21 protein-coding genes and 1 pseudogene are annotated in these 21,725 nt (G+C 70.9%); 10 read left to right on the forward strand and 12 right to left on the reverse strand.

Going from position 1 to position 21,725, the window contains the following annotated elements; translation table 11 throughout:
- Positions 1-187: 187 nt before the first annotated feature.
- The 4 genes from I8N67_RS37345 to I8N67_RS37360 form a co-directional block, all read right to left on the reverse strand.
- On the reverse strand, positions 188-1,528 hold the full coding sequence (locus tag I8N67_RS37345; protein ID WP_200308736.1) for a DUF3500 domain-containing protein: 1,341 nt from the start codon (positions 1,526-1,528) through the stop codon (positions 188-190).
- Between the two features lie 523 nt (positions 1,529-2,051).
- The gene (locus tag I8N67_RS37350) at positions 2,052-2,207 is read right to left on the reverse strand and encodes a hypothetical protein (protein ID WP_200308737.1); all 156 of its coding nucleotides are present in this window, start codon (positions 2,205-2,207) and stop codon (positions 2,052-2,054) included.
- 121 nt (positions 2,208-2,328) lie between these two features.
- Positions 2,329-3,999 carry a sensor histidine kinase gene (locus tag I8N67_RS37355; RefSeq protein WP_200308752.1) on the reverse strand — a complete coding sequence of 557 codons (1,671 nt, stop codon included), beginning with the start codon at positions 3,997-3,999 and terminating at the stop codon, positions 2,329-2,331.
- Positions 4,000-4,049: 50 nt separating this feature from the next.
- Complete coding sequence (locus I8N67_RS37360) at positions 4,050-4,784, reverse strand: response regulator transcription factor (protein ID WP_200308738.1); 735 nt, start codon at positions 4,782-4,784, stop codon at positions 4,050-4,052.
- Between the two features lie 237 nt (positions 4,785-5,021).
- Between I8N67_RS37360 and I8N67_RS37365 the strand changes: the two genes are divergently transcribed.
- Positions 5,022-5,759, forward strand: coding sequence for a VOC family protein (locus I8N67_RS37365; RefSeq protein ID WP_200308739.1), 738 nt, complete (start codon positions 5,022-5,024; stop codon positions 5,757-5,759).
- 54 nt (positions 5,760-5,813) lie between these two features.
- The gene (locus tag I8N67_RS37370; protein WP_200308740.1) at positions 5,814-5,984 is read left to right on the forward strand and encodes a hypothetical protein; all 171 of its coding nucleotides are present in this window, start codon (positions 5,814-5,816) and stop codon (positions 5,982-5,984) included.
- A 44-nt stretch (positions 5,985-6,028) separates the two neighbouring features.
- Here I8N67_RS37370 and I8N67_RS37375 read toward each other — a convergent pair whose 3' ends face one another.
- On the reverse strand, positions 6,029-7,243 hold the full coding sequence (locus I8N67_RS37375; RefSeq protein ID WP_200308753.1) for a serine hydrolase domain-containing protein: 1,215 nt from the start codon (positions 7,241-7,243) through the stop codon (positions 6,029-6,031).
- Positions 7,244-7,684: 441 nt separating this feature from the next.
- Between I8N67_RS37375 and I8N67_RS37380 the strand changes: the two genes are divergently transcribed.
- Positions 7,685-8,593 carry a class II glutamine amidotransferase gene (locus I8N67_RS37380; RefSeq protein WP_200308741.1) on the forward strand — a complete coding sequence of 303 codons (909 nt, stop codon included), beginning with the start codon at positions 7,685-7,687 and terminating at the stop codon, positions 8,591-8,593.
- Between the two features lie 14 nt (positions 8,594-8,607).
- On the opposite strand, the gene I8N67_RS44430 is transcribed toward I8N67_RS37380, so the two are convergent.
- From I8N67_RS44430 to I8N67_RS37395, 3 genes are all read right to left on the reverse strand, one after another.
- Positions 8,608-9,570 carry a GNAT family N-acetyltransferase gene (locus tag I8N67_RS44430; RefSeq protein ID WP_200308742.1) on the reverse strand — a complete coding sequence of 321 codons (963 nt, stop codon included), beginning with the start codon at positions 9,568-9,570 and terminating at the stop codon, positions 8,608-8,610.
- 103 nt (positions 9,571-9,673) lie between these two features.
- Positions 9,674-10,180: a DinB family protein gene (locus tag I8N67_RS37390; RefSeq protein ID WP_200308743.1), complete on the reverse strand. Its 507-nt coding sequence runs from the start codon at positions 10,178-10,180 to the stop codon at positions 9,674-9,676.
- A gap of 42 nt (positions 10,181-10,222) precedes the next feature.
- Entirely contained in the window at positions 10,223-10,462 is a 240-nt protein-coding gene (locus I8N67_RS37395) for a hypothetical protein (RefSeq protein ID WP_200308754.1), read from the reverse strand.
- Positions 10,463-10,502: 40 nt separating this feature from the next.
- Between I8N67_RS37395 and I8N67_RS43390 the strand changes: the two genes are divergently transcribed.
- Positions 10,503-10,724, forward strand: a complete 222-nt coding sequence (locus I8N67_RS43390; RefSeq protein ID WP_234046902.1) for a hypothetical protein — start codon at positions 10,503-10,505, stop codon at positions 10,722-10,724.
- Positions 10,725-10,970: 246 nt separating this feature from the next.
- Positions 10,971-11,969 (forward strand): glycoside hydrolase family 5 protein, encoded by a 999-nt coding sequence (locus I8N67_RS37405; protein ID WP_234046905.1) that lies wholly within the window; start codon positions 10,971-10,973, stop codon positions 11,967-11,969.
- 7 nt (positions 11,970-11,976) lie between these two features.
- On the opposite strand, the gene I8N67_RS37410 is transcribed toward I8N67_RS37405, so the two are convergent.
- On the reverse strand, positions 11,977-12,411 hold the full coding sequence (locus I8N67_RS37410; RefSeq protein WP_200308745.1) for a hypothetical protein: 435 nt from the start codon (positions 12,409-12,411) through the stop codon (positions 11,977-11,979).
- Positions 12,412-12,507: 96 nt separating this feature from the next.
- Complete coding sequence (locus I8N67_RS37415) at positions 12,508-14,973, reverse strand: SpoIIE family protein phosphatase (RefSeq protein WP_200308746.1); 2,466 nt, start codon at positions 14,971-14,973, stop codon at positions 12,508-12,510.
- A gap of 415 nt (positions 14,974-15,388) precedes the next feature.
- Here I8N67_RS37415 and I8N67_RS37420 point away from each other — a divergent pair, with 415 nt between their 5' ends.
- From I8N67_RS37420 to I8N67_RS37430, 3 genes are all read left to right on the forward strand, one after another.
- Positions 15,389-15,592, forward strand: a complete 204-nt coding sequence (locus I8N67_RS37420; RefSeq protein ID WP_031482971.1) for a cold-shock protein — start codon at positions 15,389-15,391, stop codon at positions 15,590-15,592.
- A gap of 91 nt (positions 15,593-15,683) precedes the next feature.
- Positions 15,684-17,225 carry a DEAD/DEAH box helicase gene (locus tag I8N67_RS37425; protein ID WP_200308747.1) on the forward strand — a complete coding sequence of 514 codons (1,542 nt, stop codon included), beginning with the start codon at positions 15,684-15,686 and terminating at the stop codon, positions 17,223-17,225.
- A gap of 104 nt (positions 17,226-17,329) precedes the next feature.
- Positions 17,330-18,130, forward strand: coding sequence for a hypothetical protein (locus I8N67_RS37430; protein WP_234046903.1), 801 nt, complete (start codon positions 17,330-17,332; stop codon positions 18,128-18,130).
- A gap of 43 nt (positions 18,131-18,173) precedes the next feature.
- On the opposite strand, the gene I8N67_RS37435 is transcribed toward I8N67_RS37430, so the two are convergent.
- A complete protein-coding gene (locus I8N67_RS37435; protein ID WP_200308749.1) occupies positions 18,174-18,707 on the reverse strand; it encodes a MarR family winged helix-turn-helix transcriptional regulator in 534 nt (177 codons plus the stop codon).
- Between the two features lie 221 nt (positions 18,708-18,928).
- Between I8N67_RS37435 and I8N67_RS37440 the strand changes: the two genes are divergently transcribed.
- Positions 18,929-19,552: a tellurite resistance TerB family protein gene (locus I8N67_RS37440; protein ID WP_200308750.1), complete on the forward strand. Its 624-nt coding sequence runs from the start codon at positions 18,929-18,931 to the stop codon at positions 19,550-19,552.
- 71 nt (positions 19,553-19,623) lie between these two features.
- Here the strand turns inward: I8N67_RS37440 and I8N67_RS44775 are convergent.
- A pseudogene (locus I8N67_RS44775) lies at positions 19,624-19,737 on the reverse strand (transposase); the annotation flags it as partial.
- A 1,522-nt stretch (positions 19,738-21,259) separates the two neighbouring features.
- Between I8N67_RS44775 and I8N67_RS37445 the strand changes: the two are divergent.
- Positions 21,260-21,688, forward strand: a complete 429-nt coding sequence (locus tag I8N67_RS37445) for a hypothetical protein (RefSeq protein WP_200308751.1) — start codon at positions 21,260-21,262, stop codon at positions 21,686-21,688.
- Positions 21,689-21,725 lie beyond the last annotated feature (37 nt).

A 21,725-nucleotide genomic window follows, 5' to 3' on the forward strand; every position in this document is an offset into this window, starting at 1 on the left:
AGCTGACGGAGTCGTGCGGGCCGAGGAACCAGCCGTCCAGCCCGGCCAGGGCCTGCATGGGGCCCATCTCCGCTCCCCTGTGGGTCCTCCTCGGCCTGGTCAACACCGAACTCGGCGACTTCCAGACGCACGCAGGGCCGCACCCGAGTGGGTGCGGCCCTGCGTCATGACGGGGAACCCGTACGCCTCACTTGTGGTGGGGCGAGGTCAGATAGTGCTGCCTGAGGAGCTCCTTCCCGTAGTCGTTGCCGTTGGGGGTGCGGACGATGGAGTGGACGTGCTTCTGGGTCGGGCCGTCGCCCTGGCTCGCGCCGTACGCCCCGGCCAGCGGGCCCGGGCCCTGGCAGTCGACCTCGACCCAGACGACGGGACTGTGCACGCGTACGTAGAAGGCGTCGTCGTCGCCGGTGCCGCCGGCCCAGGTGACGTAGGTGTCGGCGAGGTGCTTGGCGACTTCGGCCATCCGCACCTTCGCGGCATCGGCCTTGGCCCGGCCCGCGAAGGCCTCGACGATACCGAGGAGCTTCTTCTTCTGGGCGGCGGTGAGCTTGTTGCCGCGCAGGCCGGTGTACGCCTGGACCGTGTTGTCGGAGAAGGCGCCCGCCTTCATCGACTCGTTCGACTTGGTCGAGGACTCGATCGCGACCGCCTGCTGCGCCTCGGTCAGGGAGTTGATGAAGGCCAGGCTCGCCACGACCTCCTCGTGGCAGACCGTGACCGTCTCGCCGTCGATCTCCATCGAGGTCGGCTCCGAACCCCAGAAGCACGGGCTCATCACGACCTGGTCGCCGAGGACGAAGTAGTTGACCACCAGGTGGTGGCCGTCGAACTGGAAGCCCCACGGCTCGGTGTCGGACGGAGTGCCCATCACCGTCCAGTAGAAGGCGTCCTCGTTGAAGGCGTCGGTGTTGCCGATCGCCTCGCCCGCGGCCTGGTTGATCTTGCGGATCTTCTCCGTCGTCTCCAGGCCGTCGGCGCTCAGTGCCGCCTTCAGCAGGGCGGTGCCGAGGGCCTGCTGGTCGTCGCTCAGGTCCGCGAGGGAGACGCCCTGGCGGTCGTAGGAGTCGATGTTGCTCCACAAGCGCCACTCGGTGGAGTGGACGGTGAACTGGGTGGAGGTCTTCTGGTCGTCGCTGAGGCCGGCCAGGAACGCGTTCGCCGCGTCGATGACGGGGGCGGTGGCAACCTTGGTGGAGTGGATCGTGAACAGGTCGTCGATCCGCTTGCCGTCGGTGGTCAGGCCGAAGAAGTCCTCGGTGATCGACTGGTTGCCGGGTCCTCCCGTGCCGCCGCCGGGCCCGCCGCTGGGCGCGCCGCTCGGGGAGGCCGAGGCCGAGGCGTCGGCCGTAGCGGTGGTGTCGTCGGCGAGCGCGGCCCAGGCGCCGGCGCCGCCCATCGTGGCCACGGCGGTGGCTCCGGACGCGAAGAAGACCTTGCGCATGAAGTTACGGCGGCTCGCGTGGGCACGACGGCCACTCTCCCGCTCGGGCTCCCGCACCGCGGTCTCCCCAGTCTCCAGCTCGCCCATCGTCCCGGCTCCCTTCACCTTGGCCCGCCCCCTACGGCCGGCCCACTGCCACCAACCCTGGGCCGCCCAACTGAGGCTGAGCTGAAGCGGATCCCCTTCGGGGGCCGGCCGAAGCCACGAAGCCCCGTCCGCGACCCACCTGACCTGCACGCTTCGGCGTACCTGTGGATTCCCTGGGCGTTCACGCGGGCAGACGCTGCCGCATCCGGACCGGGACCCGACGGCGTGCCGACGGAGGGTACGGGGTCAGGCCTACGTCGGTGTGGTGGGGCCGGGGGAGTCGTGGGCACGGGCCCGGCGGGAGTCACCGGGTGCGGCCGGTGCGGCGTCACCGGTGCGGCGTCACCGGTGCGGCGTCGCGGGCGCGGCCGACACTGCGGGAGTCGCGGGCGCGGCGTCACGGTCGCGGCGTCACGGTCGCGGCGTCACGGTCGCGGCGTCACGGTCGCGGCGTCACGGTCGCGGCGTCACCGGCGCGGCGTCACCGGCGCGGCGTCACCGGCGCGGCGTCACCGGCGCGGCGTCACCGGCGCGGCGTCACCGGCGCGGCCGACACTGCGGGCGTCGCGGGCGCGGCCGACACTGCGGGCGTCGCGGGCGCAGCCGATACGGCGGGCGTCGCGGCGGGCATCGCCGGCGCAGCCAGCAAGGCGAGGGCAACCGACACGTCGAGCGTCACCGACCCAACCGACGCCCCCCGGCAACAAGGCCGTGTCACGTCAGGCCACGCCGCCCCATCACCACCCACCACCCACCACCCACCACCCACCACCCACCACGCACGGCGGGACGGCAGGTGTTCATGCCGACGTCGGCCTCGTGGGCGCGGCCACGGCGGGAGTCACCGGTGCGGCCGGCGCGGCGGGCTCAGCCGACACGGCCGACGTCGCAGGCACTGCCGACACCGCAGCCGGCGTCGCAGGCACTGCCGACACCGCAGCCGGCGTCGCAGGCGCAGCCGACGTCGTCCGCCTCGCGTCCATGCCGGGCCGCGCCGACCCGCCACCCGCCGCGTACGGCAGGGTGACCGTGGCCTCCGTGTGGCCGGGCTCGCTTTCGATGGTGATGTGGCCGCCGTGGGCCTGGGCGATCGCGGCGGCGATGGCGAGGCCGAGGCCTGAGCCGCTGCCCTGGCCGCGGGAGCGGGAGGGGTCGGCGCGGGTGAAGCGTTCGAAGACGGAGGGGAGGAGGCCGGGCGGGATGCCGGGGCCGTTGTCCTGTACACGGATCACGCAGCAGGCGTGGGTGACCTCCACGGCTACGGTGATCCGCGTGCCGGGTGGTGTGTGCTCGCGGGCGTTGGCCAGGAGGTTGGCCACGACCTGGGTGAGGCGGGCCGGGTCGCCGGTCACCGTGGCCGGTTCGTCGAGGCGCAGCGCGAGCCGCCAGTCGTGGTCGCCGCCCGTCGCCCGCGCGTCCCACACGGCCTCCGCGACCAGGGTCGGGAGGTTGACGTCCACCGCTTGCAGGGGCCGTCCCTCGTCGAGGCGGGCGAGCAGCAGCAGATCCTCGACGAGCCCGGTCATCCGGGCCGACTGCGCGGAGACCCGGCGCCACGCCAGCCGGGGCTCGATCCTCGCCGCGCCCCGGTCCATCAGTTCGGCGTATCCGACGATGGACGCGAGCGGGGCGCGCAGTTCGTGGCCGGCATCGGCGAGGAAGCGGCGCATACGGTCCTCGCTGCGCTGGCGCCCGGCCAGCGCGGACTCCACGCGGTCGATCAGGTGATTGAGCGCCGCGCCCACCTGCCCGGCCTCGGTGGCGGGGTCGGTGTCCCCGGCGGGGACCCGGGTGAGGCCGGTGACCTCCCCTCGGTCCAGCGGCGCACGCGCGACCTCCACGGCGGTGGTGGCCACCCGGCCGAGGGGCCGCAGCTGACGCCGTATGACCACCGCGCAGACACACCCCGCGACGGCGAGTCCCACGGCGGCGATCACCGCCTCCGTCACCACCAGTTCGCGGATCGTGTCCTGTACGTCGTCCATGGGGAGCCCCGTGAGTACGAGGGCGCCGTCGCCGCTCACGGCGGTGACGCGATACGTGCCGAGACCGGGGATCGTACGGGTGTGCAGCGTGCCGTCCGCGGTGATCCCGGCCAGGGCCGCGCGCTGAGCGGCCGTGAGGGTCTCGCGGTGGCCGTCCTCGGTCACCACCTCGGCAGCCGTGACCCCGCCGTCCGACAGGCGGGCCGCGACGGTACCGGCGGGCTGCCCCTGCTCGCTCAGGAAGCTCAGGTCCGTCGCGCTGCCCGCGCGGTAGCGGGCCCCGCCCTCACTCCGCTGTACGGCGTCACGTACGCGCTGATCCAGGTCGTCCAGCAGATGGGCGCGCTGGACCAGGACCGTGGTGAGCGCCATCGCCGCGCACACCGCGCACAGGATCAGGGAGGTGAACAGCACCAACCGGGCGCGCAGCGAACGGCCGGGCCACCCTCTCTTGAGTCCCGGCCGCCTTCCCTTGAGAGCCGTCATGTCCGGAGGTCCGTTGAGAGCCGTCATGTCCGGAGGTCCGTTGAGAGCCGTCATGTCCGGAGGTCCGCCGCCCGGATGACGTAGCCGGCGCCCCGCACCGTGTGGATCATCGGCGCCCGCCCTTTGTCGATCTTCGCGCGCAGGCCGTAGATATAGACCTCGACCAGGTTTCCCTCGCTGTCGAAGGAGCTGTTCCAGACCTCGCCGAGGATCTGCGCCTTACTGAGCACCTGGCGCGGGTGCCTCATCAGATAGCTGAGCAGGTCGAACTCCTTCGCGGTGAGGGCGATCGGCGTCCCGTCGCGCTGCACCTGGCGGGTCTTCTCGGCCAGGACCAGATCACCGAGCACCCGCACGGACTCGTCCGCCGTCTCCTGCTCGGCGCCGGCGCGGCGCAACAGTCCCCGCAGCCGCAGCATGACCTCCTCCAGAGAGAAGGGCTTGGTCACGTAGTCGTCCGCGCCCGCCGACAGCCCGTCGAGGCGGTGTTCCAGCGTGTCGCGGGCGGTGAGCATCAGCACGGGCAGATTCGCGTACTCGTGCCGCAGCCGCCGCAGTACGTGCACGCCGTCCAGGTCGGGCAGCATCCAGTCCAGGACGACGGCATGCGGGGCGCAGCCGCGCGCGAGCGTCAGTGCGCCGCGTCCGTCGCCCGCCGAGAACGGCTGCCAGCCCGCCTCGGCGACGGCCCACGACAGCAGTTCGGTGAGCTCGGGCTCGTCGTCGACGATCAGCACACGCACCGCGCCCTGACGGACTCCGGCGGCTCCACAATCGGCAGGCATACCCCGGACTCTGCGCCGGGCCCCTGAGAGTTCCCTGTGAGCCCCCTGTTGTCCGGCCGTGTGTCCGGCCATGGCTTCCGCCTGGCTTCGGCAAGGCTTCGGCAAGGCTTCGGCAAGGCTTCGGGCTGAACCAGGGGAAAAACGCTTTGCGCGGCTGACCCCGAGGCCCCTAGCGTTGGACGCACAGACATGCCCTGATCACAGCTTCGAGTCACCAGATGGGAGGCGCGGAGCGGAATGACCTCTTACCTCCACGCACTCTGTTTCGACGCCGACGACCCGGACCGGCTCGCGCGCTTCTGGGCCGGCGTCCTGCGCTGGGAGAGGGCCGCCGACAGCCCCGAGGACGGCATCGCGCTTCTGCCGAGCGACGGCGACGACACGGGGTTCCGGCTGCGGTTCCTGCCGACGCGGGAACCGAAGACCGGCCCGAACCAGATGCACTTCGATCTGACGAGCACGTCCCTCGACGACCAGAAGGAGACGGTGGCGCGGGCGCTCGAACTCGGCGGCCGGCACATCGACATCGGACAGGACCCGGACGACGGTCATGTCGTGCTCGCGGACCCCGAGGGCAACGAGTTCTGCGTCATCGAGCCGGGCAACAACTTCCTCGCCGACTGCGGATTCATCGGCGCGCTCGCGTCCGACGGTTCCCAGGAGGTCGGGTACTTCTGGAGCAAGGCGTTGAACTGGCCGCTGGTCTGGGACCAGGACGAGGAGACCGCGATCCGCTCGCCGCACGGCGGCCCGAAGGTCACCTGGGGCGGTCCCCCGCTGGCACCGAAGCAGGGGAAGAAGTACCGGCTGCACTTCGACCTCGCTCCGCCCGCCGGCGGCGACCAGCGGGCGGAGGTCGAACGTCTCGTCTCCCTCGGTGCGACTCGCGTCGACATCGGCCAGGGCGACGACGCCGGTTGGGTGGTCATGGCCGACCCCGACGGCCACGAGTTCTGCGTGCTGCCCCCGCGATAGCTCGACAGCGCGGCACCGCCCGACACCACATGTCGCGCCGTGCCGTGTCGTGCCATGCCCTGCTGGGTCGTGCCGTATCAGCCGCCGAAACCCGCCTGGTCACCCGTGCGGGCTTCGGCGGCGGCCTTGCTCGACGCGCGCCTCAAGGACCACCGCGACTGGGCGGCCGGCCCTCCCGCGGAGCTCTACGCCGCCGAGCTGGACGACCTGTCCGGCCCCGCCTGACGGGGTCGCGGACTTCTGGCGCTGGAACCTCGGCGCTGGAACTTCTAGCGCGGGGACATGAAGCGCGGCGAGATCGGGCGGTCGTAGACGTTCTTCGGGGTGACGATCTCGGTGATCGCGCGGGCGAAGAGGGAGGACGGTTCCTGGCCCTCGTGGGGGATGTCGGTGTTGAGCATGAGTACCAGGGTGGCCTTCTTCGAGGGCAGGTAGACGGTCACGGTCTGGTAGCCCGGGATGGAGCCGTTGTGCCCGATCCAGCCGCCGGACTCGAAGATGCCGAGGCCGTAGCTCGTGCCGGGGAAGCCGGTCGGGAGCGTCTTGAGCCGCTCCTTCTGGGTCTCGGGACTGAGCAGGGTCCCGGTGGCGACGACCTTGGCCCAGCGGCGCAGGTCGTGCAGGTCCGAGATGATCGCCCCGGCCGCCCAGGCCCAGCTGGGGTTCCAGTTCGTGGCGTCCTCGACCTCGCCGCTCAGCGTCTGGTTGGTGTAGCCACGCGGGTGCGGCTCGGGGAACTCGGCGCCCTTGGGGAACAGCGTGTGGCGCAGGTGGGCCGGGCGGAGCACCCGGTTGTCGATGAAGTCGGCGAGGCGGTGACCGCTGACCTTCTCGATCACCAGGCCGAGGAGGACGAAGTTGGTGTTGGAGTACTGGAACTTCTCGCCCGGCTTGAAGGTGTTCCGGTGCTTGAAGCCGTACGCGAGCAACTCCCGCGGGGTGAACGAGCGGCTCGGATCGCTCAGCAGAGCCTCTGCGAAGCCCGGGTCGGCGCTGTACGGGAACAACCCGCTGCGCATCCCGGCGAGGTGACGCAGTGTGATCCGGTCGCCGTTCGGCACGCCGTCGATGTAGGCGGAGATCGGGTCGTCCAGCCCGACCCGGCCGTCGTCGACGAGCTTGAGCAGCGCGGTGGCCGTGAACGTCTTGGTCTCGCTGCCGATCCGCACGAACTGGTCGGTGGTCATCGGCCTGCGCGTCTCGGTGTCGGCGACACCGGTCGCCCGGACGTAGCACCCCTTGCCCGGCATCCACAGTCCGACGACGACACCGGGGACGCCGGTCTCCCGGCGGACCCCCTTGACGGCCTTGTCCAGCCGCGCGGTCAGCTCACGGCCGAGACCGCCCTTCGGGCACTTGTCCCTGTCGTGCCCTTCCTTGTCGCGCCCTTCTTTGTCGTGCCCTTCCTTGTCGTGCGGGTCGACGCCGGCAGCGTGGCCGACAGCGGGGCCGGCGTCGACGGCCGTGGCGGGAATCGCCGCCATCGGGGCCAGCACGGTCGCGGCGAGCAGCGCCGCGGCGAACAGACGGCGGGAAGGCGTACGGGCGGGGGTACCGGAGGGGGTACCGGAGGGGGTACCGGAGGGGGTACCGGAGGGGGTACCGGAGGGGGTACCGGAGGGGGTACGGGAGGGGGTACGGGAGGGGGTACGTCTCATATCCGGGAACTTCTTCCAGGTCAGAGGATGGGACGGCAACGTCACCATCCGGACTCCTGGGTGGCGGTTCTGGGCGGGGACGGGTTCCGGCGAGTCCACTCGTTCGGCGCCACGCGGGTTTCCCGGCCTCTGACCTCCCCGGTCGTCTCCGTGTGCCCGGGCGGCCGACGCAGGCGATACTGGTGATGGCTCGTACGACAGCCGAACGCGGAGCGCGTAACGGGTTACGGGTTACGGCTGTTGGTCCCAGGAGCGGAGGGATCCAAGATGTGCCGCTGGATCGCCTACTCGGGTACGCCCATACTTCTCAGCCAGGTTCTGTTCGAACCGGCACACTCCTTGATCGACCAGAGCCTGCACTCCCGTATGGGCATGGAGACGACCAACGGCGACGGCTTCGGTATCGGCTGGTACTCGCGGGACAAGCGGAACACCCGGGACACGACCGCCACTGCCACTGCCACCGCCGCCACCACGGCCGCCACCGCCGCCACCGCCGCCACCCCGGCGATCGTGCGGGACGTGGGCCCGGCCTGGAACAACCGCAATCTGCGGGAGGTCGCCCACCACGTCCGCTCGGGTCTCTTCTTCGCCCATATCAGGGCGGCGACCGGGACAGCCGTGCAGCAGTCCAACTGCCACCCCTTCCGGAACGGTCGCTGGATGTGGATGCACAACGGGATGATCAACGAATTCCGCCTCGTCCGGCGTGAGCTCGCCGTGGCCGTCGATCCGGCCCTGTACCCCGACATGGAGGGCTCCACCGACTCCGAGCTGATGTTCTTCCTGGCCCTCACCTTCGGTCTGACGGAGGATCCGCCCGGCGCGGTGGCGCGTATGGCGGGCCTGATCGAGACGACGGGGCGCGCGCACGGTGTCCGCGACCCGCTCCAGATGACCGTCGCGGTGGCCGACGGCGAACACGTCTGGGCCTTCCGCTACTCCAGCGAGGGCCACTCGCGCTCGCTGTACTTCAGCACCGAGGTGGACACCCTGCGCGCACTCCACCCGGACGCCACGTTCCTCCGGGACATCTCCGAGGAGACCCGCCTCGTCGTCTCCGAACCGCTCGGCGACCTCCCCGGCGCCTGGAACGAGATACCGGAGAGCAGTTACGGCGTCATCCAGCCGGGCCAGGACCTGCTCCGCCCCTTCCGGCCCGACCTCCGGCTCTAGGCCGTGGTGGAGGATCAGGGAGCGGAGAGGACCAGGCGGCGGGCGAAGTTTCGGTAGCCGACGCGGTCGAAGGCCGCGGCCATGGGGCGGTTGGGGAGGTCGGTGTCGGCGCGGACGAGATCGGCACCCGCTTCCTCCGCGAGGAGGCGGGTGATCTCGGCGAGGAGGTCGTCGACGTAGCCGTGACCGCGCCGCGCGGGAAGTACGCCGAGGTAGCCGACGACGTGTGAACCCGTGTTGCGGGAGGGCAGCGCGAAGCCGACCGGGTCGCCCTGCGGTGTTTCGGCGATGCGCCACCAGGACCGTTCCCCCCGCATGGAGTCCCGGTAGAAGGCGAGTTCGGCGCGGGCCTGGGCGTCGGCTCCCATGGTCTCGGCGCCGGTGCGGGAGCCGACGTCGAGGGTGCCCTCCAGCACCGCGCGGAAGAGGCCGGCGAACACCTCGTCGTCCGGCTCGGGGCGGAAGCGGAGCCGGCTGGACGGCGCGGGCGTGCCGTTCCCCGGCGTCCACTCGTAGCGGAGCCGTTCGAGCGGGACGGTCAGGCCGGCGCGGCGGGCCCCCTCCTGCCGCCAGGCCAGCTCGGCGACGGCCTCGGGGCGGTCGCGCCAGTCGGCCGGCAGCAGGACGTGGTACTCCGGCGGCTTGTCCTGCCCACGGGCGGCGAACTCCCCGTGCGCGGCGGTGAGGAGCTCCGCGGCCAGCGCCGCCCGGCTCTCGTCCGGTCCGACGGACTCCCGTACGTGGAGGGTGTTGAGGACGCTGGGCAGGGTGTCGTGCGCAGTGCCCCACCACAGGGCGACGGCCCGCGTCTCGCCGCCCTCCTCGGCCACCCAGGTCCATTCGGACCGGTACTCCCCCTTCGCCAGCCCGTCCCGGAAGGTGTCGGCATCGGCCCAGGCACCGACCCGGCCGGGCGGAAGCAGGGGAAGGACGCGGTCGAGGTCGGATGCGGATGTGGCGATGGGACGTATGAGCACGGCGCCTCCGGACAGAGTGGGAGAGGGCGAAAGTACCGACACGGTACGGGACTTGGGGCCTCAGACGCGGACACGGACGCGGCCCGGCGGCCCTCGGCGGCGCCTAGTCGCCGGTCGTGCCGTCGAGCATCTCGCGCAGGATGTCCAGGTGGCCGTTGTGGCGGGCCGTCTCCTCGGTGAGATGGAGGAGGATCCAGCGCAGGTCGACGTGGAGGCCGTTGCGGACGGCTCGCTGGGCCTGCTTGTCCAGAACGTTCCCGGCGACCAGTTCGCGGTAGTGGATGCTCTGTTCGGCGTATTCGTCGAGCAACTGCGTGAGCGGGAAGTCGACGGCGATACGCATCTCGCGGTCGGGGTCCTCCTCGGTCCAGGGGCCCCGGTCCTCCTCGCCGAGGAAGACCACTTGGAACCAGTAGTACTCGACCCAGCGGAGGTGGTTGATCACTCCGCTCATGGTCATCAGCGGTGAGCCCGGCAGGAGCGCCTTGCGTGCGTTCTCCGCAGAGACGCCATCGCACTTGGCGCGGGCGGTGTCACGTGCGTAGTCGAGAAACGTGGTGAGCTGGGTGCGCTCGTCCCACGCGGGCGGCGTGTCGTCGATTCTGGTCATCGAGCGAAGCGTCCCCGATCACCGCGACCGACGTCGAGGCATTTATCGACGGACCCGACCTGCTCCATCCAGCTCCTTGCCCGGCGGGTCGCTACAGCGATTCAGCGCCGGTGGGCCGCCCGGCATGATCCGCAGGACCAGCCGCAACGTGTCGGTCAGTACGGCGGTGGGGATGGTCGGGTCGGCGATGCGCTGGACGCCGACGCCTAGGCTGAGCAGGTCGGCGCGGCCTGGTCGGCGGGCATGGCCGCGCTGGAGACCCTCGGCGTGGGCTTTCGCCACTCCGCCCTCCTGCACGCCGTGCAGAAGGTGGGCACGTTGCATGCACGCCACAGCGGTCGAGGCCGTCGACGGCAGCCGCCTCGTCGGCGCCGACGGCAGCGGCGCGGACGTCGACACCCTCGTCCCGGGCACCGGCTTCCACGTCCTCGACATGCCCATCGCCCAATGTGTGTTCGACGCCGACGGCGCCGGCCTCGACGACCACTGGAAGTTACAACTCGGGTGGCTGCTCCAGCTGCTACCTCGACAGCAACGGCCGTAACAGCTTCAGCCGGCGGGTGGTCGACGGGCCGAACGCGCCGACGGCCGGCGCCGTTCGATCCCGAGGCCTATGTCGCCACCTCAGGCACCCCTGCCGTCACCTCCGGCACTCCTGTCGTCACTGCCTGAGTGTTTATGTGCAGATGTGTTGACCTCTGTTTGGGTTGCTCCTAGCCTCGGGAACCACTGAGCAGAGAGGTACGTCGTGTCTCGAAAGAATCCTCGTGGGGCCGCTGGTCTCGGCGTGTTGCTGGCCTGTGCCACCGCGTTCGGCGGAGCGCTCACGACCCCCGCGGCCGCCGCTCCGAAGCCCCCGCCCGTCAGCGACTTCCACGGCGTCAACTGGGCCGACCCGCGCGACAACTACGCCGATGACGCGGTCGTACCGTCGGGCCTGTCCACCTCCGACAGTTACGCCACCGTCTACGCCAAGTCCAAGGCGATCATCCGCGGCTTCGACAAGCTGGGCGCCAACACGGTCCGGCTGCCGGTCAACCCCACCTCGGTGAACGGCCCCTTCTGGAAGTCCTACAAGGGGGCGATCGACGCCGCCACCGCGCAGGGTTTCAAGGTCATCCTGGGCTACTGGGAGGCCGACAACGCCAAGGACGGCCGGATCGACGACCAGGCGAGCTACGACACCATGTGGTCGAGGATCACCAGCGCCTACGGCCGCAACTCCCGGGTGTACTTCGAGCCGATGAACGAGCCGTTCGGCTACACCTCCCAGGAGTGGCGTGACGTCGCCGCCGACTGGGTGACCAGCCACCGCTCCGTGCCCCGCGACCGGATCGTCATCGGCGGGGTGAAGTACAGCGAGGACGTCAAGCCCGTCTGCGCCGACCCGCGGCTGAACGGCACCCGGCTGGCCCTGCACAACTACGGTTTCTGGCACACCGACTGGACCAGCTACGACCAGTGGAAGCAGGACTTCGAGGAGCGCATCGGCGACTGCGCCTCGCGCACCATCCTGGACGAGTTCGGCGCCACCATGACCTCCGGCCTCGACTACGACGGTCCGGTCAACGGCTCCAGCGAGGTCGCCTACATCCAGGCGGCGACCGACACCATCCGTGAACTGGGCATGGGCTCCGTCTACTGGCCCGGCCTGCGCAGCGGGGACACCTACTCTCTGACCACCCTCCAGGGCACGGGCACCCGCCTCAGCCTGCGGCTGAACAACGAGAGCGGCCTGAACCGCCTGCACTGGGCCTGGAACCAGGACGGCGGCACCGGCAAGCGCTGACCGCGCCCTACTCGGCGGCGACGGCCGGGGGGACCACCGGAGGCACTTCGCGCTGCAGAGCGGCGATCACGAAGGAGACTCCGGTGGTCACGGCGATGCCGCCCAGCATGATCATCGTCACGCCGACCCCGTAGAGGCCGCTGGCGTCGTCCGACCAGTCGTAGAGGGAGGCGGCGGTCAGGCCGGCCGTGACACCCACCACGGCGCCGGCGATGTGGTTCCGGGACGCCGCCCAGTACACCGGCGCCAGCAGGGTCAGCACCAGCCCGATCACCTGCCACGCCTCGTACGGGCCGGTCACCGACCCGTCCGGCTGCACATCGCGGTGCTGGTCCCAGCCCAGCCAGCCGGCCCACGCCGCCGACGTCACCAGGGCCAGTACGAGGGCCGGCAGGAGGGCCGTCACCGGCTGGGGAACGCGTTTCGCCTGTCGCTGTGTCATGCACCGAGCGTCCCGGCCCGCCCGACGGCCGGCCAGAGCGCGCGTACTCAGCCGCACCCGGGTGTTTCAGCTCAGGTCCCAGATACCGACTACGCCTCAGCCGCCCGGCTCGACGCTCTGTTCCGCCCAGATCGTCTTGCCCATGGGGGTGTGGCGGGCGCCCCAGCGCCGGGTCAGCTGGGCGACCAGGAGCAGGCCGCGGCCGCCCTCGTCGTAGGCGCGGGCACGGCGCATGTGGGGTGCCGTGCTGCTGGCGTCCGAGACCTCGCAGATGAGGCTCGTGTCATGGATGAGCCGCAGCTCGATGGGCGGCTCGGCGTGCCGGATGGCGTTGGTGACCAACTCGCTGACGATCAGCTCGGTGACGAAGGCCGCGTGGTTCAGGCCCCAGCGTTCCAGCTGGCTGAGGGCGTTCTTGCGGGCCTCGGCGACGGCGGAGGGATCGGGGGCCACGTCCCAGGCGGCGACCCGGTCGGCGTCGAGCGCCCGGGTGCGGGCGATGAGCAGCGCCACGTCGTCGATGGGCCGCTCGGGGAGTACGGCGCCCAGGACCCTGTCGCACAGCGCCTCCAGGGAGGCGGCGGGCGCGGCGAGGACCTGCCGCAGCCGGGCGATGCCGTCGTCGATGTCCTGGTGCCGGGATTCGACCAGGCCGTCGGTGTAGAGGGCGAGCAGGCTGCCCTCGGGCAGTTCGGTCTCCAGCGCCTCGAAGGGCAGTCCGCCCAGGCCCAGCGGGGGCCCCGCCGGAAGGTCGAGCAGTTCGACGGTGCCGTCCGGGAGCACCACGGCCGGCACGGGATGCCCGGCCCGGGCGAGCGTGCAACGGCGGGACACGGGGTCGTACACGGCGTACAGGCAGGTCGCCCCGACTTCTCCCGTGCTCTCCCCGTCCGCGGCGGCGTGCTCCGCGCCCTCCGCCTCCACGGCCAGGCGGGCCACGAGGTCGTCGAGGTGGGTGAGCAGCTCGTCGGGGGGCAGATCGATGTCGGCCAGTGTGCGTACGGCGGTACGCAGCCGGCCCATGGTCGCGGAGGCGTGGATGCCGTGGCCCACGACGTCGCCCACGACCAGCGCGACCCTGGATCCGGACAGCGGGATCACGTCGAACCAGTCGCCGCCCACACCGGCCCTGGCACCGGCCGGCAGGTAGCGGGAGGCGACCTCCACCGCGGCCTGCTGGGGCATGCTCCGCGGCAGCAGGCTGCGCTGGAGGGTGACGGCGGTGGCGCGCTCGCGGGTGTAGCGCAGGGCGTTGTCGATGGAGACCGCCGCCCGGGCCGCCAGTTCCTCGGCCAGGACGAGGTCGTCCGGCTGGAATGGGTCGGGGTGCCGGTGCCTGAGGAAGACGGCGACACCCAGGGTGGTGCCGCGTGCCGAGAGGGGCACGGTCATGGCCGTGTGGAAGCCGAACTCCCTGATCCGGGAGGTCCGCAGCGGGTCCTGGGCCACCCAGTCGGCGATCGCGGGCTCGGTCATCCGGTACAGCACGGCGCGTCCCGACCGCAGGCTCTCCACCGGCGGGGAGCCGTCCGGGTACGCGTCCACCTCGCCCGGCGCCACGACCGCCTCGGGGTTCCCCGGGAGCACGGACCGGTGGGCGATGCGCCGCAGGGCGAGAGGGCCCACCGCCGGTGGCTCCGGGAGCGGCTCGTGCAGCTCGTCGAGGGATGCCAGCAGGTCGACGCTGATGAAGTCGGCGAGGTCGGGGACCGCCACGTCCGCCAGTTCCTGCGCCGTCCGGGCCACGTCGAGCGTGCTGCCGATGCGCCGGCCGGCCTCGGCGATCAGCTGGAGCCGTTTGCGGGCCCAGTACTGCTCGGTCATGTCGTGCCCGGTGGAGGCCACGCCGAGAACACGGCCGTCCTCGTCCTCCAGGCGGTAGAGGTGCACCGACCAGGCGTGCTCGCGTATCTCGCCGGGGGCCCGCGCGTGGTTCTCCAGGTACTGCGGCTCGCCGGTCTCCAGGGCCAGCCGCATCAGCCGCTCGACCTCCCCGGCGACCGGGTCGGACAGCGCCTCCGACATCCGCAGCCCGCGCAGCTCGTCCTCGCTCAGGTCCAGCGCGTCCCGCGAGGCCCGGTTGCCACGGCGGAACCGCAGATCCGTGTCAAACACCGCGGTCGCGCAGCCGGGGGAGTCCAGGAAACCCCGCAGCGCGAGCGCGCCGTCGTCGGGGTCGGGCCGCGTCCCGGTCACGGCGGAGACCACGAACCAGTCGCGCGTCCCGGCGTACGAGGCCCGGTGGTGCGCCAGGACCATGACCTCCAGCCGGCGGCCGTCGCGGTGCCGGAGCACGAGCGTGCCGTTCCATCTCGGCAGGTCCGGGAAGGGCGGCAGGTCGCTCGCCGCGGGCTCCTCGGCGAGGAGCGATACGGCCGGCCGGCCCAGGATCTGCGCCGCCGTGTACCCGAGCAGGTCTTCGGCACCGGCGCTCCAGCCGGTCACGGTGCCTTGTTCGTCGACGGTGGCACGCGCGGTGAGCCCGTCACCGCCCCCGACACCGACACCGGCGCTGTCCGGGCCGGGCCCGGCTGCCGGGTCGTCGCCGATACGCCGCTCCATGGCCGCTCATCTCGCTCTCGCCGAGCTCTCCACGCACCTGGATATGTCCAATTACATACCGCTTCACTCTATTCCGTGGACACCCGGCGAGCATCAGATCCGGTCACAGGAGGGTCGGTCGGGGGAGGGTCGGTCGGGCCAGGCCTGCGCCGGCTCCCCCCGGACCTCTGCCGGCTCGGAGCGGCTCGCACCACGTCGCCGCCTCACGTGCCCCAGGAGTGTGCTAACCTGTCAGGGAGTGGCAGTTTTGGTTACCAGAGGCTTTTGAGTGCTCTTCGACCTTCCGTCGACGAGCACTCTTTTTAGTTTCCGGGACTTTCCGGGACATTTCAGATCTTCCCGTGGGGTCAAATCGTTGCTGCGACGCCGGGTCCGCAAAGTGCGGACTCCGGGCACTGCCTCAAGGGAGATCAGCATGGCATCCGGAACCGTCAAGTGGTTCAACGCGGAAAAGGGCTTCGGCTTCATCGAGCAGGAGGGTGGCGGCCCGGACGTCTTCGCCCACTACTCGAACATCGCCACCCAGGGCTTCCGTGAGCTCCAGGAAGGCCAGAAGGTGACCTTCGACGTCACGCAGGGCCAGAAGGGCCCCCAGGCCGAGAACATCGTTCCCGCCTGACGCCGACGCGTACGCATGGCCGGGGCCCGCACCTTCGGGGTGCGGGCCCCGGCTCGTGTGCGACAGGTCCCGCATCGAGGAAGGTCCCCCTTTGAACCGCCCAGCTCGTACGAACAGCAGCTCCTCCCGCACCCGTACGGACAAGGGCTCCGCCGGCGCCGGTCGGGGCAACCGCGTCCGCGCTCAGGGGACCGGTGGGACAGGTCGCCAGAACGCCTCTCCTTCCCGTTCGGCCAAGGCCGGCCGGAACGGACGCGGCGCTCGCTCCGCCCCGGTCGGCGGGGAGTTCGCACTGCCCGTCACCGTCACCCCCGCACTGCCGCCGGTCGAGGCGTTCACCGAACTCGACCTGCCCAAGGAGCTGCTGACCACCCTGGGCACCGAGGGCGTGACCGTTCCGTTCCCGATCCAGGCCGCGACGCTGCCGAACTCGCTCGCGGGCCGGGACGTCCTGGGCCGGGGCCGCACAGGCTCGGGCAAGACACTCGCCTTCGGCCTCGCGATGCTGACCCGTACGGCAGGCCGGCGGGCCGAGCCCCGACAGCCGCTCGCCCTCGTCCTCGTACCCACCCGGGAACTCGCGCAGCAGGTCACCGACGCCCTCACCCCGTACGCCCGCGCCCTGCGCCTGCGGCTCGCCACCGTGGTCGGTGGCATGTCGATCGGCCGGCAGGCGAGCGCGCTGCGCGGCGGCGCCGAGATCGTCGTCGCGACGCCCGGCCGCCTCAAGGACCTCATAGACCGCGACGACTGCCGGCTGGACCACGTCGCCATCACCGTGCTCGACGAGGCCGACCAGATGGCCGACATGGGTTTCATGCCGCAGGTCACCGCCCTGCTCGACCAGGTGCGCCCCGACGGGCAGCGCCTGCTGTTCTCGGCCACCCTGGACCGCAACGTGGACCGGCTCGTACGCGACTACCTCCACGACCCCGTCGTCCACTCGGTCGACCCGTCCGCGGGCACCGTCACGACGATGGACCACCACGTGCTGCATGTGGCGGACGACGACAAGCACGCCACCACGACCGAGATCGCCGCCCGTGACGGGCGGGTGATCATGTTCCTGGACAGCAAGCACGGCGCGGACCGGCTGGCCAAGAAGCTCCTGGCCGTCGGCGTACGCGCCGCCGCCCTGCACGGCGGCAAGTCGCAGTCCCAGCGCAACCGGGCCCTGGCCCAGTTCAAGGACGGGCACATCACGGCCCTGGTCGCCACCAACGTCGCCGCCCGCGGCATCCATGTCGACGATCTCGACCTCGTCGTGAACGTCGACCCGCCGGGCGACCACAAGGACTACCTGCACCGCGGCGGCCGTACCGCACGGGCCGGCGAGTCCGGCACCGTCGTCACCCTCGTCCTGCCCCATCAGCGCCGCGAGATGACCCGCCTGATGGCCGACGCCGGCATCACCCCGACGACCACCGTCGTCCGCTCGGGCGGCGCCGACCTGAACCGCATCACCGGCGCGCAGGCCCCCTCGGGCGTCCCCGTCGTCCTCGCCCCGCCGGTCACCGAGAACCGCCCCGAGTCCACGGGCGGCGCCCGACGCGGCAGCCGCCGCCGACGCCCCGGCCCCGCCCAGGGCGGCCGCCGCTCGTCCGGCAAGGGAAGCGGGGGTGGCGGCCGCTGACGCGCGGTACGCCAGGTTGAGGGCGGGTCACTTTACGGTTAACTCGCCTCTGTGAGCACGTAGTTCACCTTATGCACACGAACTTGTCTCACTATCATCAGAAGATGACGGAACCGACCCAGCACGGGCCGTACACAGGCCAACCAGCCCCTCCGCCCCACCCCGCGGCTCCCCCGCAGCCGGGCGGCTTCCATCCCTACCCGACCGCGCCGCCCGGCCCGCCGCGCGACCCGGTCGCGGTCCTCGACCGGGCGGCCGGGGCGCTGCTGGCACTCGGCGGGGTCCTCTCCGTCGTCGCTTCCTTCGTCACGCTGGACGAGTCGGCGCAGTACCTGGAGGAGGGGAACGGGGACGCGGTCTACCGGACCGTCGCGAAGGCGTGGTCCTACTCCAACGAATCGCTGGGTCAGGGGACTTCGGTGACACAGTTCCACGGGGTGCTGTTGCTCCTCGGGGCGCTGGTCGCCATCACCATGGCCGCACTCCTCCTGGGCGGATTCAGCCGTCGGCTGCCGCTGACCCGGGTGCTCGGCGTCAGCGGGGCGACCCTGCTGTTCGGGACGACGCTGTCGGTGGTGACGTCCGCCGTCAACGACACCCAGTGGGACACGGACGGCCGGTCCACGACGTTCGGCCCCGGGTTCTATCTGCTGGCCCTCGCCTGCCTGTTGGCGCTCGCCGCGACCGTGGTGACCATCCTCGGCTCCCGGCAACCCGCGGGCGCCCCCACGCCCGTCGCCGTCGCCGGATTCCCCCAGGGCCCGCCACCGGGGTGGCAGGCCGCCCCCGCCGTCCAGCAGTATCCGCAGGCCCAGCCACCGGCACCGGCACCGGCACCGGCACCGGCTCCGGCACCGGCACCGGCACCGGCTCCGTACCAACCGCCGCCACCGCCCGCGGGTTGAGGTCTGGGGGCGCGCCCGGGTGCCACGTCGGCGCCCGGGTGGTTCAGGCGTCTCCGCTCACCGTGGTGTCCACCCAGCCGAGCGGCGACTGCGGGTCGTCGTCCGGCGCCGGGACCACGGGCTCGCCGCCCGCCTCGTTGAACGCGGTCAACGCCTCGATGAGGGCGGCCCGTTGCTTCGGGGCGAGGCGCTCGACGATCGTGGCGAGTTCGGCGCGTCGCAGGCCCATGACGGTCTCGACGGCGCGGCGGCCCTCCTCGGTGAGCTGGAGCTGGGTCTCTCGGCGGTTGCCGGGGTTGGTCTGCCGGTCGGCGAGACCGCCCGCGATCAGCCGGTCGACCATGCGCATCGCCGTGGACGGGGCGACCTGGAGCTGATCGGCGAGTACGACGAGCTTCGTGGCACCGCGCATGGACAGCACCACCAGCATCCTGAACTGCGGGAGCGTCACCCGCTCCTCGACCGCGGCCAGGGACCGTGCGGAGATGGCGACCAGCAGCCGCGACGCGGTGAGCACCGCGCGGGTCACCTCGTCGACGTCGTCCACGCCTCCCACCGGAGCTTCGTGTTCCGTCATGGTCTCTTTCTATCGCGCCGCGTCACCCGGCCACTCGGCCGACCGGAACACATTTTCCCTCCTCTTTTCCCTTCCCTCCTCCTTGGTTCGTGACCGAACCGGGCGTTGCGGTGTGGTGGAACTCTTGGGGGGCCTGCGACCGTTCACAGGAAGACGTGCGGAACGCACGCGGACGACCGGAAAGACCCGGAACGACACGGGCTGAAGCCGAGGTGGCACGCATGGCGATGTGGGATCGGATCAAGGACCAGGCCAAGGGTCTGCAGCAGCAGGCCCAGGGCGCGCGGGGGACCGGCGGACAGAGCGGGCAGAGTGGACACGCCGGCCATGGCGCACCCGGCGGGTACGGGCAGCCGGGCGCGGGGTCCACGCGGCCGGGCGGGTCCTCGCGGTCCGGCGGTGGGTCGAAGGCGCAGCTGGTGAGCGCGCTCAAGTCGCAGCTCACCTCCCTGAAGACGGAGCTGAAGAGCGGTGCCTACCGGGACGCGAGCATGGCGATGTGCGCCCTGGTCGCCGCCGCCGACGGGAATGTCGACCCGGCCGAGCGGCAGCACGTGGAGTCGCTGATCCTGAACAACGACGTCCTGCAGAACTTCCCGGCCGACCAGCTGCGGCAGCGCTTCAACAAGCACGTCGACCAGCTCTCGTTCAACTTCCAGCAGGGCAAGGCCGAGGCCCTCCAGGAGATCGCCAAGGCCGCGAAGAAGCCGACGGAGGCCCGGGCGGTCGTACAGACCGGTTTCGTCGTGGCGGGCGCCGACGGATTCATCGCCCAGGCCGAGGAGCAGGTCCTGCGCGAGGCCTGCTCGACGCTCGGCCTGTCCCCGCAGGAGTTCGGCCTCTGAGGGATCAGGACATCGGGTCCCGGCGGTCGCCGCGGCGGAGGGCGCGGGCGCACCAGGCGATGAGTGAGGCTGATCGCATCGAGCATCGCACGGTGGCAATACCCCTCCGGCCGGCCGCCCCGCCCGCACATCCAGCCCGGCACCGGCAGCAGTGGCCGGACCTCAGCCCACTCCGCGTCCGTCATGTCCGTCGGGTACCGGCGCTGCCGTTCGGGTTGGTCGGCCGCGTTGCCGTACACGTGCGCGAGGCAATCAGACGATGGAGCAGCCGAGTTGGACTGCCCGGCCATCGACACGGAAGACTGCGGCACCGGGGCCTCCTGTTGCTCTGTGGATTCGACACCCACGAGCTGTTCAGGAGGCCCCGTCCTCATGCCCCGGCCACGGCCAGATCACCCGACCGGGAACCCGCGTTCGACCGCCACCGCTCAAGATCGAAAAGACAACACCCTCTGAAGCACCCCGGCTTCCGCCATGGCGAGTTCAGTTCACGCCTTCGGGCGTAGATGAGCCAGGAGACATGCTCGACCAGCTCGTGCGCGACATCGAGCATGGAAGGATACGGAACCAACAGAGCCCCTCGGCCGCCGGTGTGATGAGTGAGATCACCACGCCAACGACAGGGGCTCTGCCACGTCACCACCCCCGCGACCAGCCCATTTCACCCCGGGTGAGCGAAATGTCGATCTACCTCTGCCGCCGCGCCTGGAGGCTCCGTAGGCGGGAGACTCTGCGCTCCAAGCGCCTCCCGGGTTACGACTGCCGACTCCCCCCGGACCTGCAGTCCTCCTCGTGTCCGTTGCCGCCGACGAAGCCGGAGTTCTCTCCGAGGGAGTTGACAAGCGGCACGCAGTCGTTGTCCTGGCCGACGACGGTGAAAGGTGTACGGACCTCCGCCCTCCTTTGTCCCCCCTGATGTCCTCGCGGACCAGGGCGCCTTCCAGGGAGAACGGCCCCTCAGCGGCTCGGCGTTCAGGATGCAAAGGCCGCTGGACGCGGACGCTCGCCGGCGGCGGCGGACGTGACGGCGGAGGTGCCATCGGCTCCGGTGCCGATGCCAGCCGAGGCGGAGTCGACGACCCGCGACGCCGCCCGCCACCGCCGCGGTGCGGCCGCCGAGGAAGAGGTGGCGGCGCTGGACGTCCTTGTTCCGGCTGTGCAGGCCGGGCCGTTGTCGTCGTACTGCTCGTGGCACTCCGTGCTTCCCGTCACGCCGAGTGAAGACAGAGGCGCACCTGAGGAAACCTTTGATGAGCCGCTGTGCATGCGCAGGGGAGGTAACCCTCAACTCCCCATCCCTATACGGGCTGGATCCGGCATCACCCTCACAGCACGTGCCAAGGGACGTCAGCCCACAACGACGCCGCAATCTCGGACCAGTGACGGACCGTCCAGAAAAAGCCGGCATGCGCGGCCAGGACCGCCGGATGTGCGCCGACCCCGAACCAGGCGACGACGCGGTGCGGTTGGGCCGGCGGCCGTTCTCGTCCTCGACGTGGCGGCAGGACGCGAGCGCATCGGTCGACTGCGGAACAGTATGAACGCAATCGGTCCGGCATTTACCCGCACCGCCCTGTGGGTGCACCATGTCGGTGAGCCCCTCCGGGGGCATCCGATTGGCTACGTGCCTGACGCGCGAGTCCCGCAGGGCCAGGTGCTCGGAAATGGTTCCCCGGCACCGTCCGCATGGAGAACAGGAACACCGACATGACATCGAAGTTGACTGGCAGATACAAGCGCCGCATGGCCGCTGCCGGAATGGCGTGTGTGGCAATGCTGGGTGCTGCCGTCATCACCGCGCCCAACGCGAGCGCGGCAGCAAACCGCCGCGTCTGTGTGTACGGCGGCATTGACTTCATCTATGACAATAGTGGGAACACGACCGGCTATTACTACTGGGGGATGAACTACAAGAGGGACGGCGGCTGCCCCACGAACCCGAGCTCTACGTCTGTTAAGCAGGGGGCGGAATCCTATTCCACTGAGAAGGTAACCTGCGAGGATTTCGCTGAGAAATTCGTTTTGCGCTCCTATGACCCCTGCCCCAACGATCTAATCAAGGACAAGATGTACAAGGTCGCTTTGGAGGGCTGGAGCACGAGCAATCCAAAGGTGAAGTATTACCCGTACAGTTAGCGGCATACGGGATCACCTCGCCGATGTGGGGTGCAGG

This window comes from Streptomyces adelaidensis, from assembly GCF_016598475.1.
Taxonomy (GTDB): Bacteria; Actinomycetota; Actinomycetes; order Streptomycetales; family Streptomycetaceae; genus Streptomyces; species Streptomyces adelaidensis.